Below are 18490 nucleotides of genomic sequence, written 5' to 3' on the forward strand. Positions count from 1 at the left end.
ATATATATTCGAATCCTAGGAAGGGTGACTGACAACTTAAGCGGGTCAGCTTTCCAGGACCTCCGAGACCCTCGTGATCGGTGCCTCGGCAGGGGTCTTGCGGGTGCTCCGGCGGATGGCTTCGAAGACCGCGACCACCAGGACGTTCGCTACCAAACCGATGATTCCTTCGCTGATGGCCCAAGGCAGTGTCCACCAGAAGGTGTACCCGATCACGATCGCGAGCCCCACGACCGCGCCCGCCAGAATCGACGAGGCGCCGATCTTCTTCCGGAGCAGCAACGCGGCCGCGATCGCGGGGGCAAGCTGGTCCAGACCTGAGAAGGTCAGGAGCAAGAGATTCGCCAAGAGGTCCGGCATCACGATCGAGAGGAACAGGGCCAAACCGGTCGCCACGACGACCGTGATCTGCGTGATCGTGAACTGAGCCTTCTCGGATCGGGCACGCGCCAGATTCCGGGAAACCAGTGTGCTGATGGCAATGAGCAACGAGGCCGAAGGGACCATCGCCGTCGCGATTCCGGCCACGGCCGCAACGCCCATCAGCCAATCCGGGAACATTCCCGAGGCCAGATCCAGCAGAGAACTGTCCGGATCCGCATTGCTTCCCAGAACCACCAGAGCCACATACCCCACGACCAGGGGCATCACGATCAAGGTGTTGTAGAAGGGAAGCCACAAGTAGTTCCGTCGGAGCACCGTGGAATTCCGCGCGGACATGATCGGGGGCCAGTTGTGCGGCATGGTCGCAAAGGCCACACCGATGGCGCTGATCGCCATGTTGGAGATGTACCAGAAAATCCCGTATTCCTGCGTGCCGTGGACCGAAAGCATCTCCGGCATCTTTTCCCGAACTACCTCGAAAGCGTTGGTGAAGCCGCCGGTGTAGTGGATGGGAACCGCAATGCAGATGACGAAGAGCATCACGATCATCAGTACGTCCTTGAAATACGCGGTGGTCGCCACTCCCCTCAGCCCGGACCACAGGACGAATGCCACGACCAGGACGAAAGCGATCACCATCGACCACGCACCCATCGAATGGTTGCCCGTGACCAGCTGGACGATCAGGCCAAGCCCCGTGATCTGAAGCTGGAGATACGGCAACAAGAAAACGACGCCCGAAATCGCCACCAGAATTCCCAGGGCGCGTGAGGAATACGCGTCTTCCAGAAAATCGGCTTGCGTGAGGTGCCCGCGAGCGCGGGTTATGCGCCAGATCTTGGGGGCCAGGAAATACAGTGCGAGATAGCCCAGCGGGACGTAGGGCATCGAGTAGAACGATGCCGCCCCTCCGGAAACCACGAGGCCGGCGGTTCCCAGGAAAGTGAAGGTAGTGAAGACCTCGCCGGCTTGCAGCAGCCAGGTGGTGGCCACGCCGAATTTGTGCCCGCCGACGGTCCACTCCGCGAGGTCGAGATCGGGTTTGCGTCGACCCATGAAACCGAGCAGAGCGATGACGAGGATTCCGCCCAAGGCGACCCATGCGATGGTGCTCATGACCGCTCACCCCGATTTTCCCGTGCTTCCGCACGCCGTATGGCTTGCTGGTCGAGGAGTTCTTCGTAGGAAGAATCCGTCCGCGTGAATTCCACGATCGCTAAGACCAGACTGATCATCAGGCTTCCGGGGATGCAGGTCCACCACATGATCGTCGGCAAGCCGAGGAACAAATGGGGTCCGTTGAGGATGGGGAGCCATTGGAGGACGAACGCGGCGAGCACGGGAGCCAGACACACGCACCACCACAGTGTCTTGCGACCGGTCGATGCTTTCCGCCGACGCTCCGCCGTGGCCTGTTCGGGGGCGCTCATCGGGAATCCGTTCGCGCGGTCAACAGACGTTGACGCTGATCGGGATCGGTGGCCATGTCGATCACGGTCCAGCACATCGCCGTACCGCCGTCGATCACGGCCCGGTCGGCGCTGGGGCTGACGCAGTATTGGGCGAATTCGGGCTGGTGGCATGTCGCACCGTCCGCCTCAACGTAAATGCTGGGGTGTATTGCCGGGATCTCGAGGGATACGTTGGCCATGTCGGTCGATCCGGCCTCCCGGATACGCTGGTCCATCGGGGCGTCCGTGAAAACCCGTCCGAGGGCTTCCGCGTTGCGCCGGTAGGCGGCAACCATGGGATCGTCGTTGCGGAATTCCGAGAACGCAGGCCATTCGTCTTTGATTTCGACGTCGCAGCCTGTGGCCACGGCTCCGGCTTCGAAACAGCGGATCAATTTCTCCTTGACCCCGCCCGGGCCTTCGAGCTCTGCGATCGTGTTGGCGCGAGCGTCGTACAGCAGCGACGAGTGGTGGGGCACCACGTTGGGCGCATCGCCCGCGGAAGTCACGATCCCGTGCACGAGTTCACCGGGCCTGAGGTGTTGGCGCAACAGGCCGATGGCGACCTGCGCCACGGTCGCGGCATCCCCAGCGTTGATGCCTCGGAAGGGGGCCATGGCCGAGTGAGCAGGACGGCCGGTGTACGTCACTTCCAGATCCACGACGGACCGTGTGAGGTGGCTGGCGTGTTCCTCGCTCCCGGGGTGGACCATCATGGCGGCGTGGACGCCGTCGAATGCTCCCGCGCGCAGCATGAAGATTTTGCCTCCGCCGAATTCCTCGGCAGGGGTCCCGAAAACCTTGACGGTGATTCCGATCCGATCGGCAACCGAAGCGAGCGACAAACCGGCCAGCACACCTGCGGAAGCGATGATGTTGTGCCCGCAAGCGTGCCCCACTCCGGGCAGCGCATCGAGCTCGGCGCAAATGCCGACGACGAGATCGCCGCTGCCGTAGCTGGCGACGAAGGCGGTCTCCAGGTCAGCGACTCCAGTTTCGATCGAGAATCCGTGGTCCTTCAGGACATCGACCATTTTCCGTGAAGTTTCGACCTCTTCGAAAGCCACCTCCGGTTCCGCATGGATGCTGTGGCTCAAGGACAGCACCTCGTCGGAAACGCCCTGGGCGGTTCGCTGGGCGGACTTCTTCGTCTCTTCTACGTCGGCGACGACGCTCTGCGCAACCACTGCGCCTCCTCGAATCGTGATCTGAAACATAGTCAGACTAAGCAGGAGGGGTGCGGCGACAGAAATGCCTCGCCGTAGCAGAGCAATTATTACCCCGACACGACGTGGGCGGGACGGGATAAATCCCGTCCCGCCCACGCGAACCCGCAACGGTCGGTCTAATTCTCCAGGTGGTCCTGGTGCCGCCCATGAGCCCGGGTCACCAGATCCTGGAATTTGGTTTCGGACTCGATCAGCTGGTCCTTTGTGCGGTCAGGAAGCCCCGCCAGTTTCTTCTGGTATTCCGTGAGCCGCCCGTGCAGCTCCGAACGCTCTTTCTCCGAGGCATCCTCCGGCAATTCGAGATAGTCACTCGCGGCTTTCTCGGTCCCGCTGATGATTCGCAATGCGCGACCCTTCGGGCTGTACAACGAAACCAGGACCGTCAGCACCAGGACCCCGATGATCACACCCAGCGACATTCCGATACCGACCTCGATCACGTGTACCGGCTCGCCGTCGTTGATAAAGGGCAAATTGTTCTCGTGCAACGCATGCAGAATGAGCTTCACACCGATGAACGCCAGAATGATGGACAGGCCCCACGAAAGATAGATCAGGCGATCGAGCAGACCGTCGATGAGGAAGTACAGCTGACGCAGACCCATGAGCGAGAAGGCCGTGGCCGTGAAGACGATGTACGGCTCTTGGGTGAGACCGAAGATCGCGGGGATCGAGTCAAGAGCGAATAAGACGTCGGTGCCGCCGATGGCCACCATGACCAGCAGCATCGGCGTCATGACCTTCTTGCCGTTTTCGACGGTGAACAGTTTGTCGCCGTCGTAGTTCTCGCTGGTGTGCATGAAGCGTTTGGCGAGCCGAACGATGACGTTGTTCGCCTCGTCGTCGTCTCCGGCGTCCGCGACCTCACCCTTGATCAGGTTCCCGGCGGTCAGCAGCAGAATGATGCCGAACAGGTAGAAGACCCAGGCCCAAGCGTTGATCGCGGCCGCACCCACGAAGATGAAGGCCGTCCGGGCGATCAGGGCGAAGACGATGCCGAAGAGAAGCACCTTCTGCTGATCGGCTCGGGGCACTTGGAACGAGGCCATGATGATCAGGAATACGAAAAGGTTGTCGACCGACAGTGCTTTCTCGGTGATGTACCCGCCATAGTATTCTGCGGCGAACTGGCCACCGTCGAAGGCCAGGATCACCAACCCGAAGAGCAGAGCAATGCCCACGTAGACCGCGGACCATACGGCCGCTTCCTTGATCGTGGGTTCGTGCGGCTTGCGCACGTGGAAAAAGAAGTCATAGGCCAACAGGGCCAGAATGACCACGAGGGTCACGACCCACTGAATAGCGGTAATCTCCACAGGAACTCCTTGTGCGTACGTTCAACGGCACAAGTCTCTCCCCCACGTGGGCCGACCGCCGATGCCGCCCTGTGACGTGGTCCGTGCCCGGCCAGGCTTCTGCGCCTGACGTATTGACGTGCACGGTCTTGAGGGATACTCCCTTGCTTCACTAGACAACCCTACGGGAGGCCAGGTCCTTAGTCCATGTGCTCCGCGCCTCCCCTCCCGGACGATCTCATTCCGCCGGGTTCTCTCGGGCCTCCCGGCGCAAGGCCCTGCCCTTGGGGCTGTAGAGCGACGCCAGCACCGTGATGGCCAGCACGCCCACGATCACAATCAAGGAGATCCCCGTGGTGACCTCGAAGACGTGTACCGGTTCGCCGTGGTTGATGAACGGCAGGTTGTTCTCATGGAGCGCGTGGAGCATCAACTTGATTCCGATGAAACCGAGAATCACGGCAAGCCCCCAGGACAGGTAGATCAAACGATCCAGGAGCCCGTCGATGAGGAAGTACAGCTGACGCAGACCCATGAGCGAGAAGGCCGTGGCCGTGAAGACGATGTATGTCTCCTGCGTGAGACCAAAGATCGCAGGGATCGAATCCAAGGCGAACATGATGTCGGTCAAGCCGATGGCGACCATGACCAGAAGCATCGGCGTCATGACCTTCTTGCCGTTTTCGACGGTGAAAAGTTTGTCGCCGTCGTACTCGTCCGTTGTCTTGAGGAAGCGCTTCGCCAAACGGACCATCACGTTATTGGCCTCGTCGCTGTCCCCGCCGTCTTTGACCTCGTCCTTGACCAGATTCCCCGCGGTATAGATCAGGAACAGGCCGAAGACGTAGAACAGTGCGGCCCATCGATCGATGGCCGCGGCTCCGATGAAAATGAACAGCGTCCGCGCGATCAGTGCGACGACGATGCCGAAGAGCAAGACTTTCTGCTGGTCCGCCCGAGGGACCTTGAAAGAGGCCATGATGATCAGGAAGACGAACAGATTGTCCACGGACAATGCTTGTTCCGTGACGAATCCTGCGTAGTACTGAACGGCGAAGTCTCCACCGTCCCAGAAGAAGACGAAGAGCCCGAAGAGGAGGGCGACCGCGACGTAGAACGAGGTCCACAGGGCGGCTTCCTTGATCGAGGGCTCGTGAGGTTTGCGAACGTGGAAAATGAAGTCGTACGCGAGCAGGGCTAGGATCACGACGATCGTCACGATCCATTGAAGGGATGAAACTTCCACAAAGCCTCCTTGTGGGCACGGAAAACCTCACAAGTCTCTCCCGCCGCTCGCGTCCGTATCACGGATGCCGCAGCCTCGTGCCCGGCCAGGCTTCGGCGCCTGACGTGCTGACGTTCACGAGATCGAGGGGATACTCCCTTGCTCAGAGTGCAACTGTACAGGCATCCTCTAGGCTCCCGTGCAGGTTTTCGGCTCGGGTACGCCGCATCCGGAATGATTCGGTACCCTATATAGCGAGGTCACCCACCGATTTCGAGAGAAGGTCACCAGTCCCATGAGCACTCCTTGGATCCGCGCCCGCCGCTACATCATCGGAGCAATTTTCGTCGCCGGAGCCGCATTCTTCGTGTGGAGCATTCCCAGCGACGGAACCGTCGGTCAGTTCGTTGACTGGACCATCGGCTTCCTACTCGTATGGGCCGTGCTCCTGGTCATTGCCGGAATCTACGCCGCCGCCAAACCGACCCGCGCCGAAAAGGAAGAACTGCAGCACTTCCAAGCCATCGAGGGCTCCCACAGCGCCGATCGCGCACAGCTGTCCAAATAGACCTTCCGACAAAACGCACGAGAAACCCCCGTCCCCGCGGTACCCCGCGTTAGGAGGGAGTTGCCCGATTCGGTGCCGGTTTCCCGCGTGAGGAGGGGTATATACCCCCGCCTAACGACGGAAAACGCCTCACAAGCAGTCACCCCCCTCCTGGGTGTTTTTACGACCCTGAGGTCCCTCCGCTAGAGTCGTGGCTCCCAACCCAGCGCCGGGCCGATCTTCGTCGCACACTGTTCGAGGATGTGCCGCCAGTCCGAGGGCTCGAGCTCGAACGGCAGCTCCACGATGAATTCGTCTGCTACCTCGAACGACGGGTCAGATCTCAGTTGCTCGACGATTTCTCCGGTGCTTCCCATCCGGTCCACCGCTATGATCGTCTTCTCCCCCAAGACCTTTCGGGTTCGAGGCGTGCGACGTTGGACGTATTCTTCGTAGCGAGCGCGCTGTTCAGGCGAGGTCTCATCGGTCGGGACGACGACGCGCGCTTGTGCGACCCGACCTGGTCTCTGCTCCGGCAGGGCATCTCGATACGCACGGATCAGAGCGGCCTGAGCGGCGTCGAAATCGCGGATGCCGTTCTCCGCCGAACCGATGTTGCTGACCAACAAGCCCAGGCCCGTCTCACCCGCCCACCGTGCGGACTTCAACGACCCTGAACCGTACGAGAGCCTCTCCACCAAGCCCGGACTGAGCGGCTGAACCGTCTCGGAATCGAAGTTCCCGCCAAAACCTTCATACGGCCCGACGTCGCGGACCTTCTCCCCTTGGAGAAAGCCGATCAGACGCATGATTCTCTCGTACCCGTAATCATCCGTTTCCCAGCCCGGGCCGAATACGGTCCTGTTCACCGCGTCATCGAAGCGCGGCGGGTGAACACTCAGCCCGGGACGGAGCCTCCCGCCGGTCAGAAGATCAGCAACCCCCAGGTCCTCGGCCAACCGGTACGGATTCTCGAATTCGAGGGGAATCACGGCACTTCCGAGCTCGATCCTCTCCGTGGCCTGCGACAACGCACCGAGCATGACGCCGGGTGCCGTGACCCCGTACTGCATGTGGCGTGTACGCAACCACCCCGAGTCGAACCCCAGGGTCTCGGCGTGGCGAAAAAGGTCGATCGCATCGGTGAACCCCTGGGACGGGTTCTCCGGGCTGAACGGAGCGATGTGGAGGAATCCGAGGTGTTTGAGGGGAGAACCGTTGGCAGGCATGCGACTCCTTGAGAACCGGAAACAGTGCGTATCTACATCTCAACCGTGAGCGTACCGAACTATTCCACCCGCCTCTTGCGCAGGTCACGAGGTGTAATCGGCCCGAAGTTTCTTCTTGTTGAGCTTGCCGACGGAGGTCCTGGGAAGTTCGTCGACGACCAAGACCTTGTCCGGGAGCTGCCATTTGGCGAATCTGGCCAACAGCGTGGACCGGACGTCATCGGCCTCGACAGATTCTCCGGCGCGTGGGACCACATACGCCACGGGGCGCTCATCCCATTTCTCGTCCGGAACCCCGATCACCGCGGCTTCTGCAATGCGCGGATTGTCCAGGATCGCGTTTTCCATATCGATCGAAGAAATCCACTCACCGCCGGATTTGATGACGTCCTTCAAGCGATCGGTCAGTTTGAGGTATCCGTTCGCGTCGATCACCCCGACGTCACCGGATCTCCACCAGCCGTCGGCGAATGAATCCGCAGATTCGGGACGGTTGAAGTACTCCTGCGTGATGAACGGGCCTTTGTAATAGACCTCGCCTGCGGATTCGCCGTCGTGCGGGAGCTCCGTGCCGTCCAATGCAACGATTTTGATGTCCGTACCGGCGCTCGGCAGGCCCTGCGAACGCTTCAGATCCCACCATTCGTCGCCGCTCAGCCCTTCGAGCGAACGCTTGCGCATCCAGTTGATCGCCACGATGGGCGAGGTCTCCGAGGCACCGTAACCATGGACGATGTCAGCGTTCGCGGTTTCCTGGAAGCCCTTCATGAGTGCGAGCGCCGGTTCGGAACCGGCCACGACCACACGCAGCCCTTCCAGATCCACGGTTTCGGGGCGGTTCCGGAAGTATTCGAGAATCGGGGTCCAGATCGCGGGCGAACCGTTGGAGATCGTCACCTCCTCAAGGACGAGCGCTTCGGCGAGGTCTTCGACGTCGGTCGCCGCATATTGTCCGGGCATCACTAGTTTCGAGCCCGCCAGAACGGCCGCGTGGAGGAATCCCCAGGTCATGACGTGGAACATGGGAGTCACCGGCATCAAACAGTCCCGATGAGTGAAACTCAGCGACGTGTGGAGCGCCCAAGCGTGGAGACAGACGGCGCGATGCGAGTAGAAGATCCCTTTCGGGCGTCCGGTTGTTCCTGTCGTGTATCCGGCATAGGCCGCGGTCGTCTCCTCGACCTCCTCCCACGCATACTCCTCGGGCTGACTGGACATGAGGTCTTCGAGGTAAATCGGATTCGGCAAATTCGTCGATATCTCGGGCCCTCTCCGATCCGAGAGAATGATCCATCCCCTGACGTCTTCGGCCCCCTGAATTCCTTCGGCGATCGGCAGGAGGGATTCGTCGACGACGACCCACTGCGCCCCCGAATGCTTCACCACGTACGTCAAGTCTTCACGCGAGAGCTTGAGGTTCAGTTGAAGATGGGTTGCCGCGAGTCCGGGGAGGGCGAAGTACAGTTCCATGTGCCGTCGGGAGTTCCAGTCCATGACGCCGACGACGTCGCCCGCCTGAACCCCTGCTTCGGCCAAAGCGTGCGCCATTCGGGATACGCGCTTGATTTCGGTCGCGTAGTTCGAACGCTCCCATGTGCCGTCCGCACCCTTGTAGACGACTTCCGTTTCCGGGAAGGTCCGTGCCGCATGCCGGAGCATGGTCGTTACGTTGAGCTGGTAGTTGTCAGCCATGGTTGATGGATGTCCGTAGAGCAACGATGCCCCTTTCCTCGGCGCCACGCGAATCACCTATGATGTGACCCACGCCCTAAATTTTGTTCAACTATACGGGTTGATGACGCTGTGCGAGCCCTTCGAGGCTCACCTGCTTTCACCAACAATTCATGAAGCCGGTACCTCCTCTTTGATGCCGGCTCCACTTCCGGCCCCGGCGGGCCCCTAGCATTCACCACGTCAGGTGCGAACCAGCGCACTCCCCGATTCAAAGGAAACGCCGATGAACTTCGATGGCTTCGACAGCCCGAGAACACGCAGATTCCAGCGAAAAGTCACCCTCCTCTCTGCGGGCGGGGTGTTCCTGGATGGCTTCGATCTGACGATCATCGCCGTTGCGATGCCGATGATCGCCGGGGAATGGGGTCTCGGAGCCGGCGAAAAATCCATCCTGACCAGCAGCGCCATCATCGGTTCGTTTATCGGTGCCGTATCGCTGGGAAACCTGACGGACCGGTTCGGGCGGAAGGCCATGTACGTCATCGACCTCCTGGCATTCGTCCTGTTCGCCGTCCTCACGGCATTTTCCCCGAGCCTCTGGTGGTTGGTCGTCTTCCGTTTTCTTCTGGGCATCGGCATCGGCGCCGACTACCCGATCTCCGCGACCCTCGTTTCCGAGTTCGCGCCGAAGAACGGACGCGGCAAGCTCTCGACATCTCTCGGGGCCATGTGGTTCGTCGGGGCCGTGGTCGCCTACCTCGTCGGGCTCCTGACTTTGCCTTTGGGCGACTTCGCGTGGAGAGCAATGCTCCTGATCGGCGCAGTCTTCGCCCTGGTCGTCTTCGTCTTCCGTGTGACACTCCCGGAATCTCCGCGGTGGTTGGTCGCCCACGGCCGGTTCGAGGACGCCAAGGACGTGGTCGAGAAGGTCACCGGGGTGCGTCCGAGTCACAATGAGGTCGAGGCCGAGGCTGCCCGCCCTGCTCACGCCCCCGCCCGCACGGCACGTCTGGTGAGCCTCTTCACTGGTCGCCAGCGGAACAGGACGTTGTTCGTCTGCGGATTCTGGTTCTGCTATGCCACGGCCTACTACGGGATTTCGATGTACACCCCGACCATCCTTGCCCCGTTCACCCAGGGCAACCAGGTCGCAGTCATCGTGGGTTCCGGAATCGTGGCCGTGCTGGGGCTGGTCGGATCCGTCATCGGCATGAACCTCGTGGATTCATGGGGAAGGCGCCCTCTGATCATCACGTCCTTTGCCGGCCTGACGGTGTCCCTTGCGGTCCTGGCGCTGACCGTGAACCCGCACTTGATCTTCCTAATCGTCCTGTTCAGTGTCGCGGTCCTCTTCGCAAATTCCGGCGGCGGGATCCTCAACTTCGTCTACCCGACGGAGCTCTTCCCCACCGAGCTTCGAGCCACGGGATCCGGATTGGCGACCTCGGTAAGCCGTATCGGTTCGATTCTGGGCGTCGTCGCCTTTCCGAATATGGTCGCCGCGTGGGGCAACAACGCGGCCCTGTGGGTCTTCGCGGCCGTAGGGTTGGCGGGACTGCTGATCTGCGTTTTCATGGCCCCCGAGACCAAGAACCGCGGCCTGGAAGAAATCAACTCGTAAGGAGCAAGCACATGTCTGACCGGGAAAATACCGGAACGTCGGAGGAATTCGCGACCACCAGTTCGCGACGGGTCGTTCCGGACACGGCTGCTCCCTTCCGCCGTCTTCACGCCGGCCCGGGCGAGCCGCATACCGGGCGCACGGACCTGATGCCGACCGGTGCCGGATGGCCCGACGGCGGCACGCAGATCCTGGGTCTGGTTCATTTCACAGACTTTCAGCTGGCGGACCTGGCTTCTCCTGCACGACTCGAATTCCTGCAGAAGCGGGACGGCCAGGCCGACTGGAAGGGAATGACTCCCGCCTACCGGCCTCAGGAGTTCTTGCAATACCAGGCGATCGAAGGCATGGTTCGAGCGATGAATTCCCTGGCCGAAGCCCAGCCGGATGTTTGGGATCTGGCGATCACGACCGGCGACAATTCCGATTCGTCGCAACGCAATGAGATCGAGGCTTACCTGCGGTCCTTGACGGGCGGCGTCGTCGAACCGGCCGCAGGGTCACGGGAGTTCCAGGATGCGCCGGTCGGGATGGAGGATCCGCAATATTACAACCCGGAGCCTTCTTCCCGGGACAGGTACAAGACCGAATTCGGATTTCCCGACGCTCCGGGCGCGCTGTCCGAAGCAACGAGGTCTTTCGGGACAGACGGTTTAGATCTGCCCTGGTTGACCTGTTTCGGAAACCACGACTGCTTGGTCCAAGGACGGGCGTCACTTCCCGTTGGTCTGGATGATTTCCTGAAGGGGTCCCACAAACCGGTCGAGCTCGACGGTGCGTCGGTCCCGGAAGGCCCCAAAACCCCGGCGTACGTCAACGACCCGATGTGGTCCACGCGCGGACCGACAAAAGACATCGACCCTTTGGACGGCCGAACCGTGTGGAGCAAAGCTGACTACGTCAGAGCGCACCTCGACTCTCCTGGTTCGCCGCGCGGCCACGGGTTCACGGACGCCAATCTGCACGACGGCGTGACCTATTACGCCCACGATCCGAATGACGACGTGCGGCTCCTGGTACTGGACACCACCAATACCGCCGGTCACGTCGACGGATGCATCGACGATACGCAGTTCCGGTGGCTCCGGGACCAGCTCGACGCGTCCGCCACCGAGGGCCGGATCGTGGTTCTGGCGTCGCACCACGGACTGTCCACGCTGAATAACGACTACGGCGTCGGGGACTCGCGAGGCACGTTGCATCTGGCGGACGATGTCGAGGCGCTGCTTCATGACTATCCGAACGTGGTCTTGTGGCTCTCCGGCCACACGCACGTCAACAAGGTGACACCGCGCCCCGGACGCACGCCCGAGGGCGGATTCTGGGAAGTCTCCACAGCCTCTATTTCGGAGTGGCCGGTGCAATTCCGAGGAGTTCAGATCTTCGTATCCGAAGCAGTGGTGCGCATCCGGACGACGATGATCGACTCTCAGGTCCCCGAGTCCCCGGCCTCCACGCGTGGGCTCGAAAACCTGGCGGCGTTGCATCGGGAGCTCGGCGCGAACGACGCAGGTTCCGTCGGTGGTCTGCACGCGGAGGGCACACGGGAGGATCGCAACGTTGACCTCCTCGTAGCCATCTAGCGCGCTCGCGAGCAGCACGGGGGGCCGGGCGAGACGGAGAGTTCTCACGTCTCCGAGGAGTCGTGGTGCGCCCGGGATCGGATGATGGCCTCCGCGTTGCTCTCCGCCCAGCGACGCATGGCGTCGATGGGCTCGGCCAGGCTCCGGCCGAGTTCCGTCAGCTCGTAGTCGACCCGTGGAGGTACGGATCCGCTCGCATGGCGCGTGACGATGCCGTCTCGCTCCATCGATCGGAGGGTCTGAGTCAGTACCTTTGGGGTCACTCCCCCAATGTTGTCCCGTAACTGCGTGAACCGCATCCGCCCACCGCCCAGGCTGGTGACGATGAGGGGTGTCCAACGATCGGTTACGTGACGGAGCACGGTCCGCGATGGGCAGTGTGGGTCCATGATGTCGAACTCGCGTTCCGAGGACGAGACATTCGCAGCCAAAAATTTCCTTCCATGGTTTCCTTGAGGTACTCAGTATCAAAAAGATACTCTTTGGTTATTCGGCCGGCAAGATCCGCCGGCACACCTACCAGCAAGGGATTGAATCATGAAGATCGCAATCATCGGAGCCACCGGAATGGTCGGGAGCCGAACCGTCGCGGAAGCCGCTCAACGGGGACACACCGTGGATGCGTATTCGCGCAGCGGCAAGGGGGTCGAAGGTGCCCAGTCGGCCCACGCACTGGATCTCGCGGACACCTCCGCGGTCACCGACGTCATCACCGGCCACGATTACACGGTCATCACCGTGGTCAGCGGCCGCACCGGCGACTACGCCGACGACGTTACGAACCACCGCAATCTGTTGGCGGCCGGGCCGGAGGGCAAGTACCTTGTGGTCGGAGGCGCCGGTGCTCTCTACGCCGACGGGGACACTATGCTCAAGGACACGGAAGGGTTCCCGGCGCAGTTCAAGACGGAAGCGGACGCCTTCGCGGAGATCTACCGGGACTACGTGTCCTCACACGGTGTGGACTGGACGATGCTGGCTCCCGCGCCGATGATCGCGCCGGGCGAGCGAACCGGTACCTACAAGACCGATCTGGACCGGCCTGCGGGGGACTCGGTATCCGCGGAGGACTTCGCCGTCGCGATCGTCGACGAGGCCGAATCCCAGTCTCATCAAGGCAAACGCTTCACTGTGGCGAACTAGCACCGCCCGAGCGTTCTCCGACGAGCCTCTTGAGGGCCAGGTTTGTGAACCGGCCCTCAAGACGCCCGTGCTTGACCCCGCCGCCGGATCAGGCGTGGCCCGCCTGCTGCATCTGACGCAGTTCTTTCTTCAGGTCGGAGACCTCGTCACGCAATCGAGCCGCCAATTCGAATTGGAGCTCGGCCGCGGCGTTGCGCATCTGCTCGTTCATCTGCTCGATCAATTCCAGCAGGTCCTCGGCAGGGGCCGCAGCCAGACCGTCCTTGCGGATTTTCTCGACCGCTGCCAACGTAGCGTTGTCCCGATCGGCCTCGGCGCCCTTGGATTTCTTGCCTTTGCCCTTGACCGGAGCCGTGTGATCGTTGGCCGCGGCACGCTTGGCCAAGAGCTCCTGGGTATCCTCTTCTTCGCGGGCGATCTGATCGGTGATGTCCGCGATGCGTTTGCGGAGGGGCGTCGGATCGATTCCGTGCTCCTTGTTGAACGCGACCTGAATTTCCCGGCGACGATTCGTCTCTTCGATCGCCGTCTCCATCGAATCGGTGATCTTGTCCGCGTACATGTGGACTTGGCCGGACACGTTACGGGCGGCACGACCGATGGTCTGAATCAGCGACGTCGTCGAGCGCAGGAACCCTTCTTTGTCCGCGTCCAGGATCGCCACGAGCGATACTTCCGGCAAATCCAGGCCCTCACGGAGAAGGTTGATGCCGACCAGGACATCGAATTCGCCCAGGCGCAAGGAACGCAAGAGTTCGACGCGTTTGAGGGTATCGACGTCGGAGTGCAGGTACTGGACCTTGACCCCGTGCTCGACGAGGTAATCCGTGAGATCCTCGGCCATCCGTTTGGTCAGCGTCGTCACCAGGACGCGTTCGTCCCGGTCCGCGCGTTGCCTGATCTCGTCCAGGAGGTCGTCGATCTGCCCCTTGGTCGGTTTGACGACGATTTCGGGATCCACGAGGCCGGTCGGGCGAATGATCTGTTCGACGTACCCGTCCGCCTGGGACATCTCGTACTTGCCCGGAGTCGCAGACATGTAGATCGTCTGGCCGATGCGCTCTAAGAATTCGTCCCATTTGAGGGGACGGTTGTCCATCGCGGACGGCAAGCGAAAGCCGTGCTCCACCAGTGTCCGTTTGCGGGACATGTCGCCCTCGTACATGCCACCGATTTGGGGCACGGTCACGTGGGATTCGTCGATGATGAGCATGAAATCGTCGGGGAAATAATCCAGCAGACAGTGCGGTGCGGAGCCGGCCCCTCGGCCGTCGATGTGCCTCGAATAGTTCTCGATTCCGTTGCAGAAGCCCATCTGCTCCATCATCTCGAGGTCGTAGGTCGTGCGCATCCGCAGGCGCTGCGCCTCGACGAGCTTGTTCTGGTCCTCGAGTTCTTTGAGACGCTCGCCCAGTTCGTTGTTAATGTCTTCGACCGCACGGGCCATGCGCTCCGCACCGGCCACGTAGTGCGAGGCTGGGAAAACGTACATCTCGTTCTCTTCCCGGAGCACCTCGCCCGTGAGCGGATGAAGAGTATGGATCGACTCGATTTCGTCCCCGAAGAATTCGATGCGGATCGCATTCTCCTCATACATGGGGATGATTTCGACGGTATCTCCGCGAACACGGAACGTACCGCGGTGGAAGTCCATGTCGTTGCGTGCGTACTGCATGTTGACGAACTGACGGAGAAGATCGTCGCGGTCGACTTCGTCCCCCTGGCGAAGGGTCACCATCTGGTTGACATACTCCTCAGGCGTACCCAGACCGTATATGCAGGAGACCGTGGAGACCACGACGACGTCGCGTCGGGTCAGCAGCGCGTTGGTCGCGGAGTGCCGCAAACGCTCGACCTCGTCGTTGACCGAAGAGTCCTTTTCGATGAAGGTGTCCGTCTGCGGGACGTAGGCCTCGGGCTGGTAGTAGTCGTAGTATGAAACGAAGTATTCGACCGCGTTATTGGGCAAGAGCTCACGGAGTTCATTAGCCAGCTGGGCCGCGAGGGTCTTGTTCTGGACCATGACCAGCGTAGGCCGCTGGACCGCCTCGACGAGCCAGGCCGCCGTCGCCGACTTACCGGTACCCGTGGCGCCCAGGAGGACGATGTCCTTCTCGCCGCCTTCAACCCTTTCGGTCAATTCGGCGATGGCTCGTGGCTGATCACCGGCGGGCTTGTAATCGGAAATGACCTCAAATGGGGCGACGACGCGGTTGATCTCCTGTGCCAGACTCATATGCTCAAGGTTACTCCGATTCGTAAGAATGTTCGATAGATCCGGCTGAGACTGCTGTCTTACCTTTCCTAGGTCAGTTTTCTCTTGTTAGTCACGCCCCTCCCCTGTAACTAGCCGCGTGAGAACCGGAAACGCCCTCAAGCGAAGGAAAGCGGACAATGGCCCAGAAGTACATCACCGTCAGGATCGACGACGGCCGGAAGCCAGTGGTCCACGGTGTCGAGCGATGCGACTCGAGTACGAATCGATCACGAGGGTTGATCGTGGGGAAGATCGACGGCGGCCAGAAGTTGTTCGAGTCTCCGAACAAGGTCATCAAGTGATGGTCCGCCGGGTCCGCGCGGACCCGGCCCCAACCCACCGAAGCTTCGCCAGTATCTGATCAGGGACCGGCCTTTCGTGGGCTGGAGGGGACAACAATGGACGGGCTTAAGAAAGTACTCAATGAGTCCGGAGTGAGTTATCCAGCTCTATACCCCGTCAGTACAGTGCACCTGACCGTTGATCGTGGCACCGCCAACGTTGGCATGATCAGCCTTTACCCCGTCAGCGGTGTATTGAATCCCCTCCGGCTGCTTGGCCTTATATGGCCTCCCCTGCTGCTGGGGTTTGTACATCACGAACAAACCGCCCTCGTCCTCGACCTTGAGCAACGGTGGCTGGTTGTCAACACTGGCCATCAGGTGTCGAATACGGCCATCGCCGGAAGCACAATGAACCACGTTCGGAGTGAACTGCTGTTCACCACCACCGGTAGTCACGGTCAACGAGCCCGGGCCTGCCGGCGCAGATTCCGACGACCCCGTCGGGGAGGGAGTCTCAGCCGGAGTCGAGGAAGACTCGCTCGACGAGGCCGGTTCCTGGGCCGGCGACGCAGAAGAGCCGGAACCTGTCGAGCCACCGCACCCGGTGGCAAGTAGGAGAACAGCCAGGGACGGGACGGCTATTTTCTGCAAAACACGCATGCCACCAGTGTATTTGCTGGGAGTTCCCCAGGCCATTCGCCGCCCTGTGGCAAGCATCTTGGCCAAAGGCAGCGGCCGGCACACAGTCCGGCATCGAACATGGGGACACCACATGACGGAGCCAGGTCCTGGATTAGAGCAAACAAGGTTTTGCACTCGGCATTTCGGCTCCGGGGCAGAGCCTGAGCTCAGCTCTGGTCGATGAATTCTTGCTTGTACTGTCGGACGACGTCGTCGAAGTTATCGTCCCGGACGAAGCCAAGTTCCAGGAGACGATCCACCGCGAACTCGCCCGGCCAGGAGCACACGATGTCCATAACCTGTTGGTCGGGTTGATCAGCAACCAGGGCCCTGGCCTGCGAACCACCGACGCGTTCGAGCGAAGCGAGCATCTCGGAGACCGTCACACAGATGCCGGGGATGTTCATACCGCGCCACGCGCCGATCTCCTCCCCGGAGATCTCCAGCGCATGAATGAGGTTAGATACGGCCGCATCCGGAGAGGAGAGCCACATCCGGGTTTCATGAGGCACCGGGCACGCGGACTCGATTCCGTTCAATGGTTCCCGAATGATTCCCGAAGCGAAGGACGACGCCGCAGAGTTCGGCTTACCGGGCCGGACCGAGATGGTCGGCAGACGGCAGATCCGGCCGTCCACGAATCCCTTGCGCGAGTACTCATTGACCAGCAGCTCCCCCATGGCTTTGAACGCCCCGTACGTAGAATCGGGTTGTTCTGCCCACGTATCCTCGACGATTTCCGGCATCTGACCGCCGAAGACGGCCAATGAGCTCGTGAACACGAAATGCGGTCGATTGCCTGCCCTCCGGGCCGCCTCCAACAGTTCGCGTGTCCCGTCGAGGTTCACCCGCAGAGCCAGATCGAAGTTCTCTGCTGACCCGCCCGACAACACCGCGGCCAGGTGATAGACGGCAACGGTGTCCTCGCCAATGATCTCGGCCAGCAAGTCCGGATCGGCGAGGTCCCCGACCACCGAGCTCACCCGAGCGTCATCGCTCAGGTTCTCGGCCAAGTCCAGAGACACGATGCGATCGAAACGAAACCCAAGGTTCCCGGCATCCTGCCGTTTCAGCAGTTCCGCGATGACCCTGCTCCCAAGGAATCCTGCGCCTCCGGTCACAACAATCTTCATTCCGTTTCCTCTCTGACGGCTCCCATTGTTTGGCGCATGTGCGACCTCATGGCCTCGCGCGAGCCCTCTTTGTCTTTGTTTTCCAGCTTTTTCAAAATCTCTGTATGCCAATGGATCGCGTCGTTGCGCACTTTCCGCGTCGACGAGGTCTCCATGCGCACCGCGCGCAGAACCTCTTCCAGCGGACGGTAGGTTGCGGCAAGATATTCGTTGCCTGCGGCCTCAATGATTACCCCGTGAAATGCGATGTCCGCTTCCACGGCGCGAGCGACATCGGGTTCACCGTCGCTGTTCTCGACCTCGACCATAATCTCGACCTGCTTCCGCATGAGCTTCAGCTGTTCGTCGGTGATCCTCGAGGCCGCGAGTTCGGCTGCTCCGATTTCCACGATTTCGCGGACCTCGGTCAATTGCTCCACGAGGTTTCTGCTCTCGCCGCGCATTCGACCGCGCAGTTCCATCAGCTCCACGTTCAGCAGATCCCAGTTCTCGACGGGTGCAATCCGATTTCGTTTGCCGTGTTTCACCGTGATCACTCCTCGCCCGGCGAGGGTCTTGATCGCTTCGCGAATGGTCAGCCGCGAGACGTCGAGTTCGTCGGCCAGGACCCCTTCGGGCGGCAATTCGTCCCCCACGGACACGACGCCCTGGGCAATCCGGTCCAGGATCGATCGGCTGACGTGGTCGGCGAGGTTTTTCACCACTGGTGACTCCTTGGAAGACGCATGTGTGAACTGGTTGACAGTATGCCACA

16 protein-coding genes and 1 pseudogene are annotated in these 18490 nt (G+C 61.1%); 5 read left to right on the forward strand and 12 right to left on the reverse strand.

What is annotated here, in order from left to right:
- Positions 1-45 precede the first annotated feature (45 nt).
- The 5 genes and pseudogenes from EWV35_RS05700 to EWV35_RS05720 form a co-directional block, all read right to left on the reverse strand.
- The gene (locus EWV35_RS05700; RefSeq protein ID WP_129658955.1) at positions 46-1500 is read right to left on the reverse strand and encodes a sodium:solute symporter family protein; all 1455 of its coding nucleotides are present in this window, start codon (positions 1498-1500) and stop codon (positions 46-48) included.
- Positions 1497-1814, reverse strand: coding sequence for a hypothetical protein (locus EWV35_RS05705; RefSeq protein WP_129658958.1), 318 nt, complete (start codon positions 1812-1814; stop codon positions 1497-1499). Before EWV35_RS05705 ends, EWV35_RS05700 begins: the two co-directional genes overlap by 4 nt.
- A complete protein-coding gene (locus tag EWV35_RS05710; protein ID WP_238654186.1) occupies positions 1811-3022 on the reverse strand; it encodes a M20 family metallopeptidase in 1212 nt (403 codons plus the stop codon). Before EWV35_RS05710 ends, EWV35_RS05705 begins: the two co-directional genes overlap by 4 nt.
- A 158-nt stretch (positions 3023-3180) precedes the next feature.
- Positions 3181-4380, reverse strand: a complete 1200-nt coding sequence (locus EWV35_RS05715) for a TerC family protein (RefSeq protein WP_129658962.1) — start codon at positions 4378-4380, stop codon at positions 3181-3183.
- 247 nt (positions 4381-4627) lie between these two features.
- Positions 4628-5605, reverse strand: a pseudogene (locus tag EWV35_RS05720) (TerC family protein); the annotation flags it as partial.
- A gap of 274 nt (positions 5606-5879) precedes the next feature.
- Between EWV35_RS05720 and EWV35_RS05725 the strand changes: the two are divergent.
- Positions 5880-6152 carry a hypothetical protein gene (locus tag EWV35_RS05725; RefSeq protein WP_129658966.1) on the forward strand — a complete coding sequence of 91 codons (273 nt, stop codon included), beginning with the start codon at positions 5880-5882 and terminating at the stop codon, positions 6150-6152.
- Positions 6153-6334: 182 nt separating this feature from the next.
- Here EWV35_RS05725 and EWV35_RS05730 read toward each other — a convergent pair whose 3' ends face one another.
- Entirely contained in the window at positions 6335-7360 is a 1026-nt protein-coding gene (locus EWV35_RS05730) for an LLM class flavin-dependent oxidoreductase (protein WP_129658968.1), read from the reverse strand.
- Between the two features lie 84 nt (positions 7361-7444).
- On the reverse strand, positions 7445-9052 hold the full coding sequence (locus EWV35_RS05735; RefSeq protein WP_129658970.1) for a long-chain-fatty-acid--CoA ligase: 1608 nt from the start codon (positions 9050-9052) through the stop codon (positions 7445-7447).
- 265 nt (positions 9053-9317) lie between these two features.
- On the opposite strand from EWV35_RS05735, the gene EWV35_RS05740 reads away from it, so the two are divergent.
- Positions 9318-10655: an MFS transporter gene (locus tag EWV35_RS05740; RefSeq protein ID WP_129658972.1), complete on the forward strand. Its 1338-nt coding sequence runs from the start codon at positions 9318-9320 to the stop codon at positions 10653-10655.
- Positions 10656-10666: 11 nt separating this feature from the next.
- Positions 10667-12238 (forward strand): TIGR03767 family metallophosphoesterase, encoded by a 1572-nt coding sequence (locus EWV35_RS05745; RefSeq protein WP_129658974.1) that lies wholly within the window; start codon positions 10667-10669, stop codon positions 12236-12238.
- Positions 12239-12282: 44 nt separating this feature from the next.
- Here EWV35_RS05745 and EWV35_RS05750 read toward each other — a convergent pair whose 3' ends face one another.
- Positions 12283-12669, reverse strand: coding sequence for a winged helix-turn-helix transcriptional regulator (locus EWV35_RS05750; RefSeq protein WP_129658976.1), 387 nt, complete (start codon positions 12667-12669; stop codon positions 12283-12285).
- 106 nt (positions 12670-12775) lie between these two features.
- Between EWV35_RS05750 and EWV35_RS05755 the strand changes: the two genes are divergently transcribed.
- Positions 12776-13381 carry an NAD(P)-dependent oxidoreductase gene (locus EWV35_RS05755; RefSeq protein WP_129658978.1) on the forward strand — a complete coding sequence of 202 codons (606 nt, stop codon included), beginning with the start codon at positions 12776-12778 and terminating at the stop codon, positions 13379-13381.
- Positions 13382-13469: 88 nt separating this feature from the next.
- On the opposite strand, the gene uvrB is transcribed toward EWV35_RS05755, so the two are convergent.
- Positions 13470-15617, reverse strand: coding sequence for an excinuclease ABC subunit UvrB (uvrB, locus tag EWV35_RS05760; RefSeq protein ID WP_129658981.1), 2148 nt, complete (start codon positions 15615-15617; stop codon positions 13470-13472).
- Between the two features lie 158 nt (positions 15618-15775).
- Between uvrB and EWV35_RS13160 the strand changes: the two genes are divergently transcribed.
- Positions 15776-15940: a hypothetical protein gene (locus EWV35_RS13160; protein WP_165168373.1), complete on the forward strand. Its 165-nt coding sequence runs from the start codon at positions 15776-15778 to the stop codon at positions 15938-15940.
- 147 nt (positions 15941-16087) lie between these two features.
- Here the strand turns inward: EWV35_RS13160 and EWV35_RS05765 are convergent, their stop codons facing one another.
- The 3 genes from EWV35_RS05765 to EWV35_RS05775 all read right to left on the reverse strand — a co-directional run bounded on the left by EWV35_RS05765 (position 16088) and on the right by EWV35_RS05775 (position 18440).
- Positions 16088-16582 (reverse strand): hypothetical protein, encoded by a 495-nt coding sequence (locus tag EWV35_RS05765; RefSeq protein WP_129658983.1) that lies wholly within the window; start codon positions 16580-16582, stop codon positions 16088-16090.
- A 188-nt stretch (positions 16583-16770) separates the two neighbouring features.
- On the reverse strand, positions 16771-17736 hold the full coding sequence (gene denD / locus EWV35_RS05770) for a D-erythronate dehydrogenase (RefSeq protein ID WP_129658985.1): 966 nt from the start codon (positions 17734-17736) through the stop codon (positions 16771-16773).
- The gene (locus EWV35_RS05775; protein WP_165168375.1) at positions 17733-18440 is read right to left on the reverse strand and encodes a FadR/GntR family transcriptional regulator; all 708 of its coding nucleotides are present in this window, start codon (positions 18438-18440) and stop codon (positions 17733-17735) included. The genes denD and EWV35_RS05775 overlap by 4 nt, the downstream gene beginning before the upstream one ends.
- Between the last annotated feature and the right edge of the window lie 50 nt (positions 18441-18490).

This window comes from Rothia uropygialis, from assembly GCF_004137765.1.
Taxonomy (GTDB): domain Bacteria; phylum Actinomycetota; class Actinomycetes; order Actinomycetales; family Micrococcaceae; genus Rothia.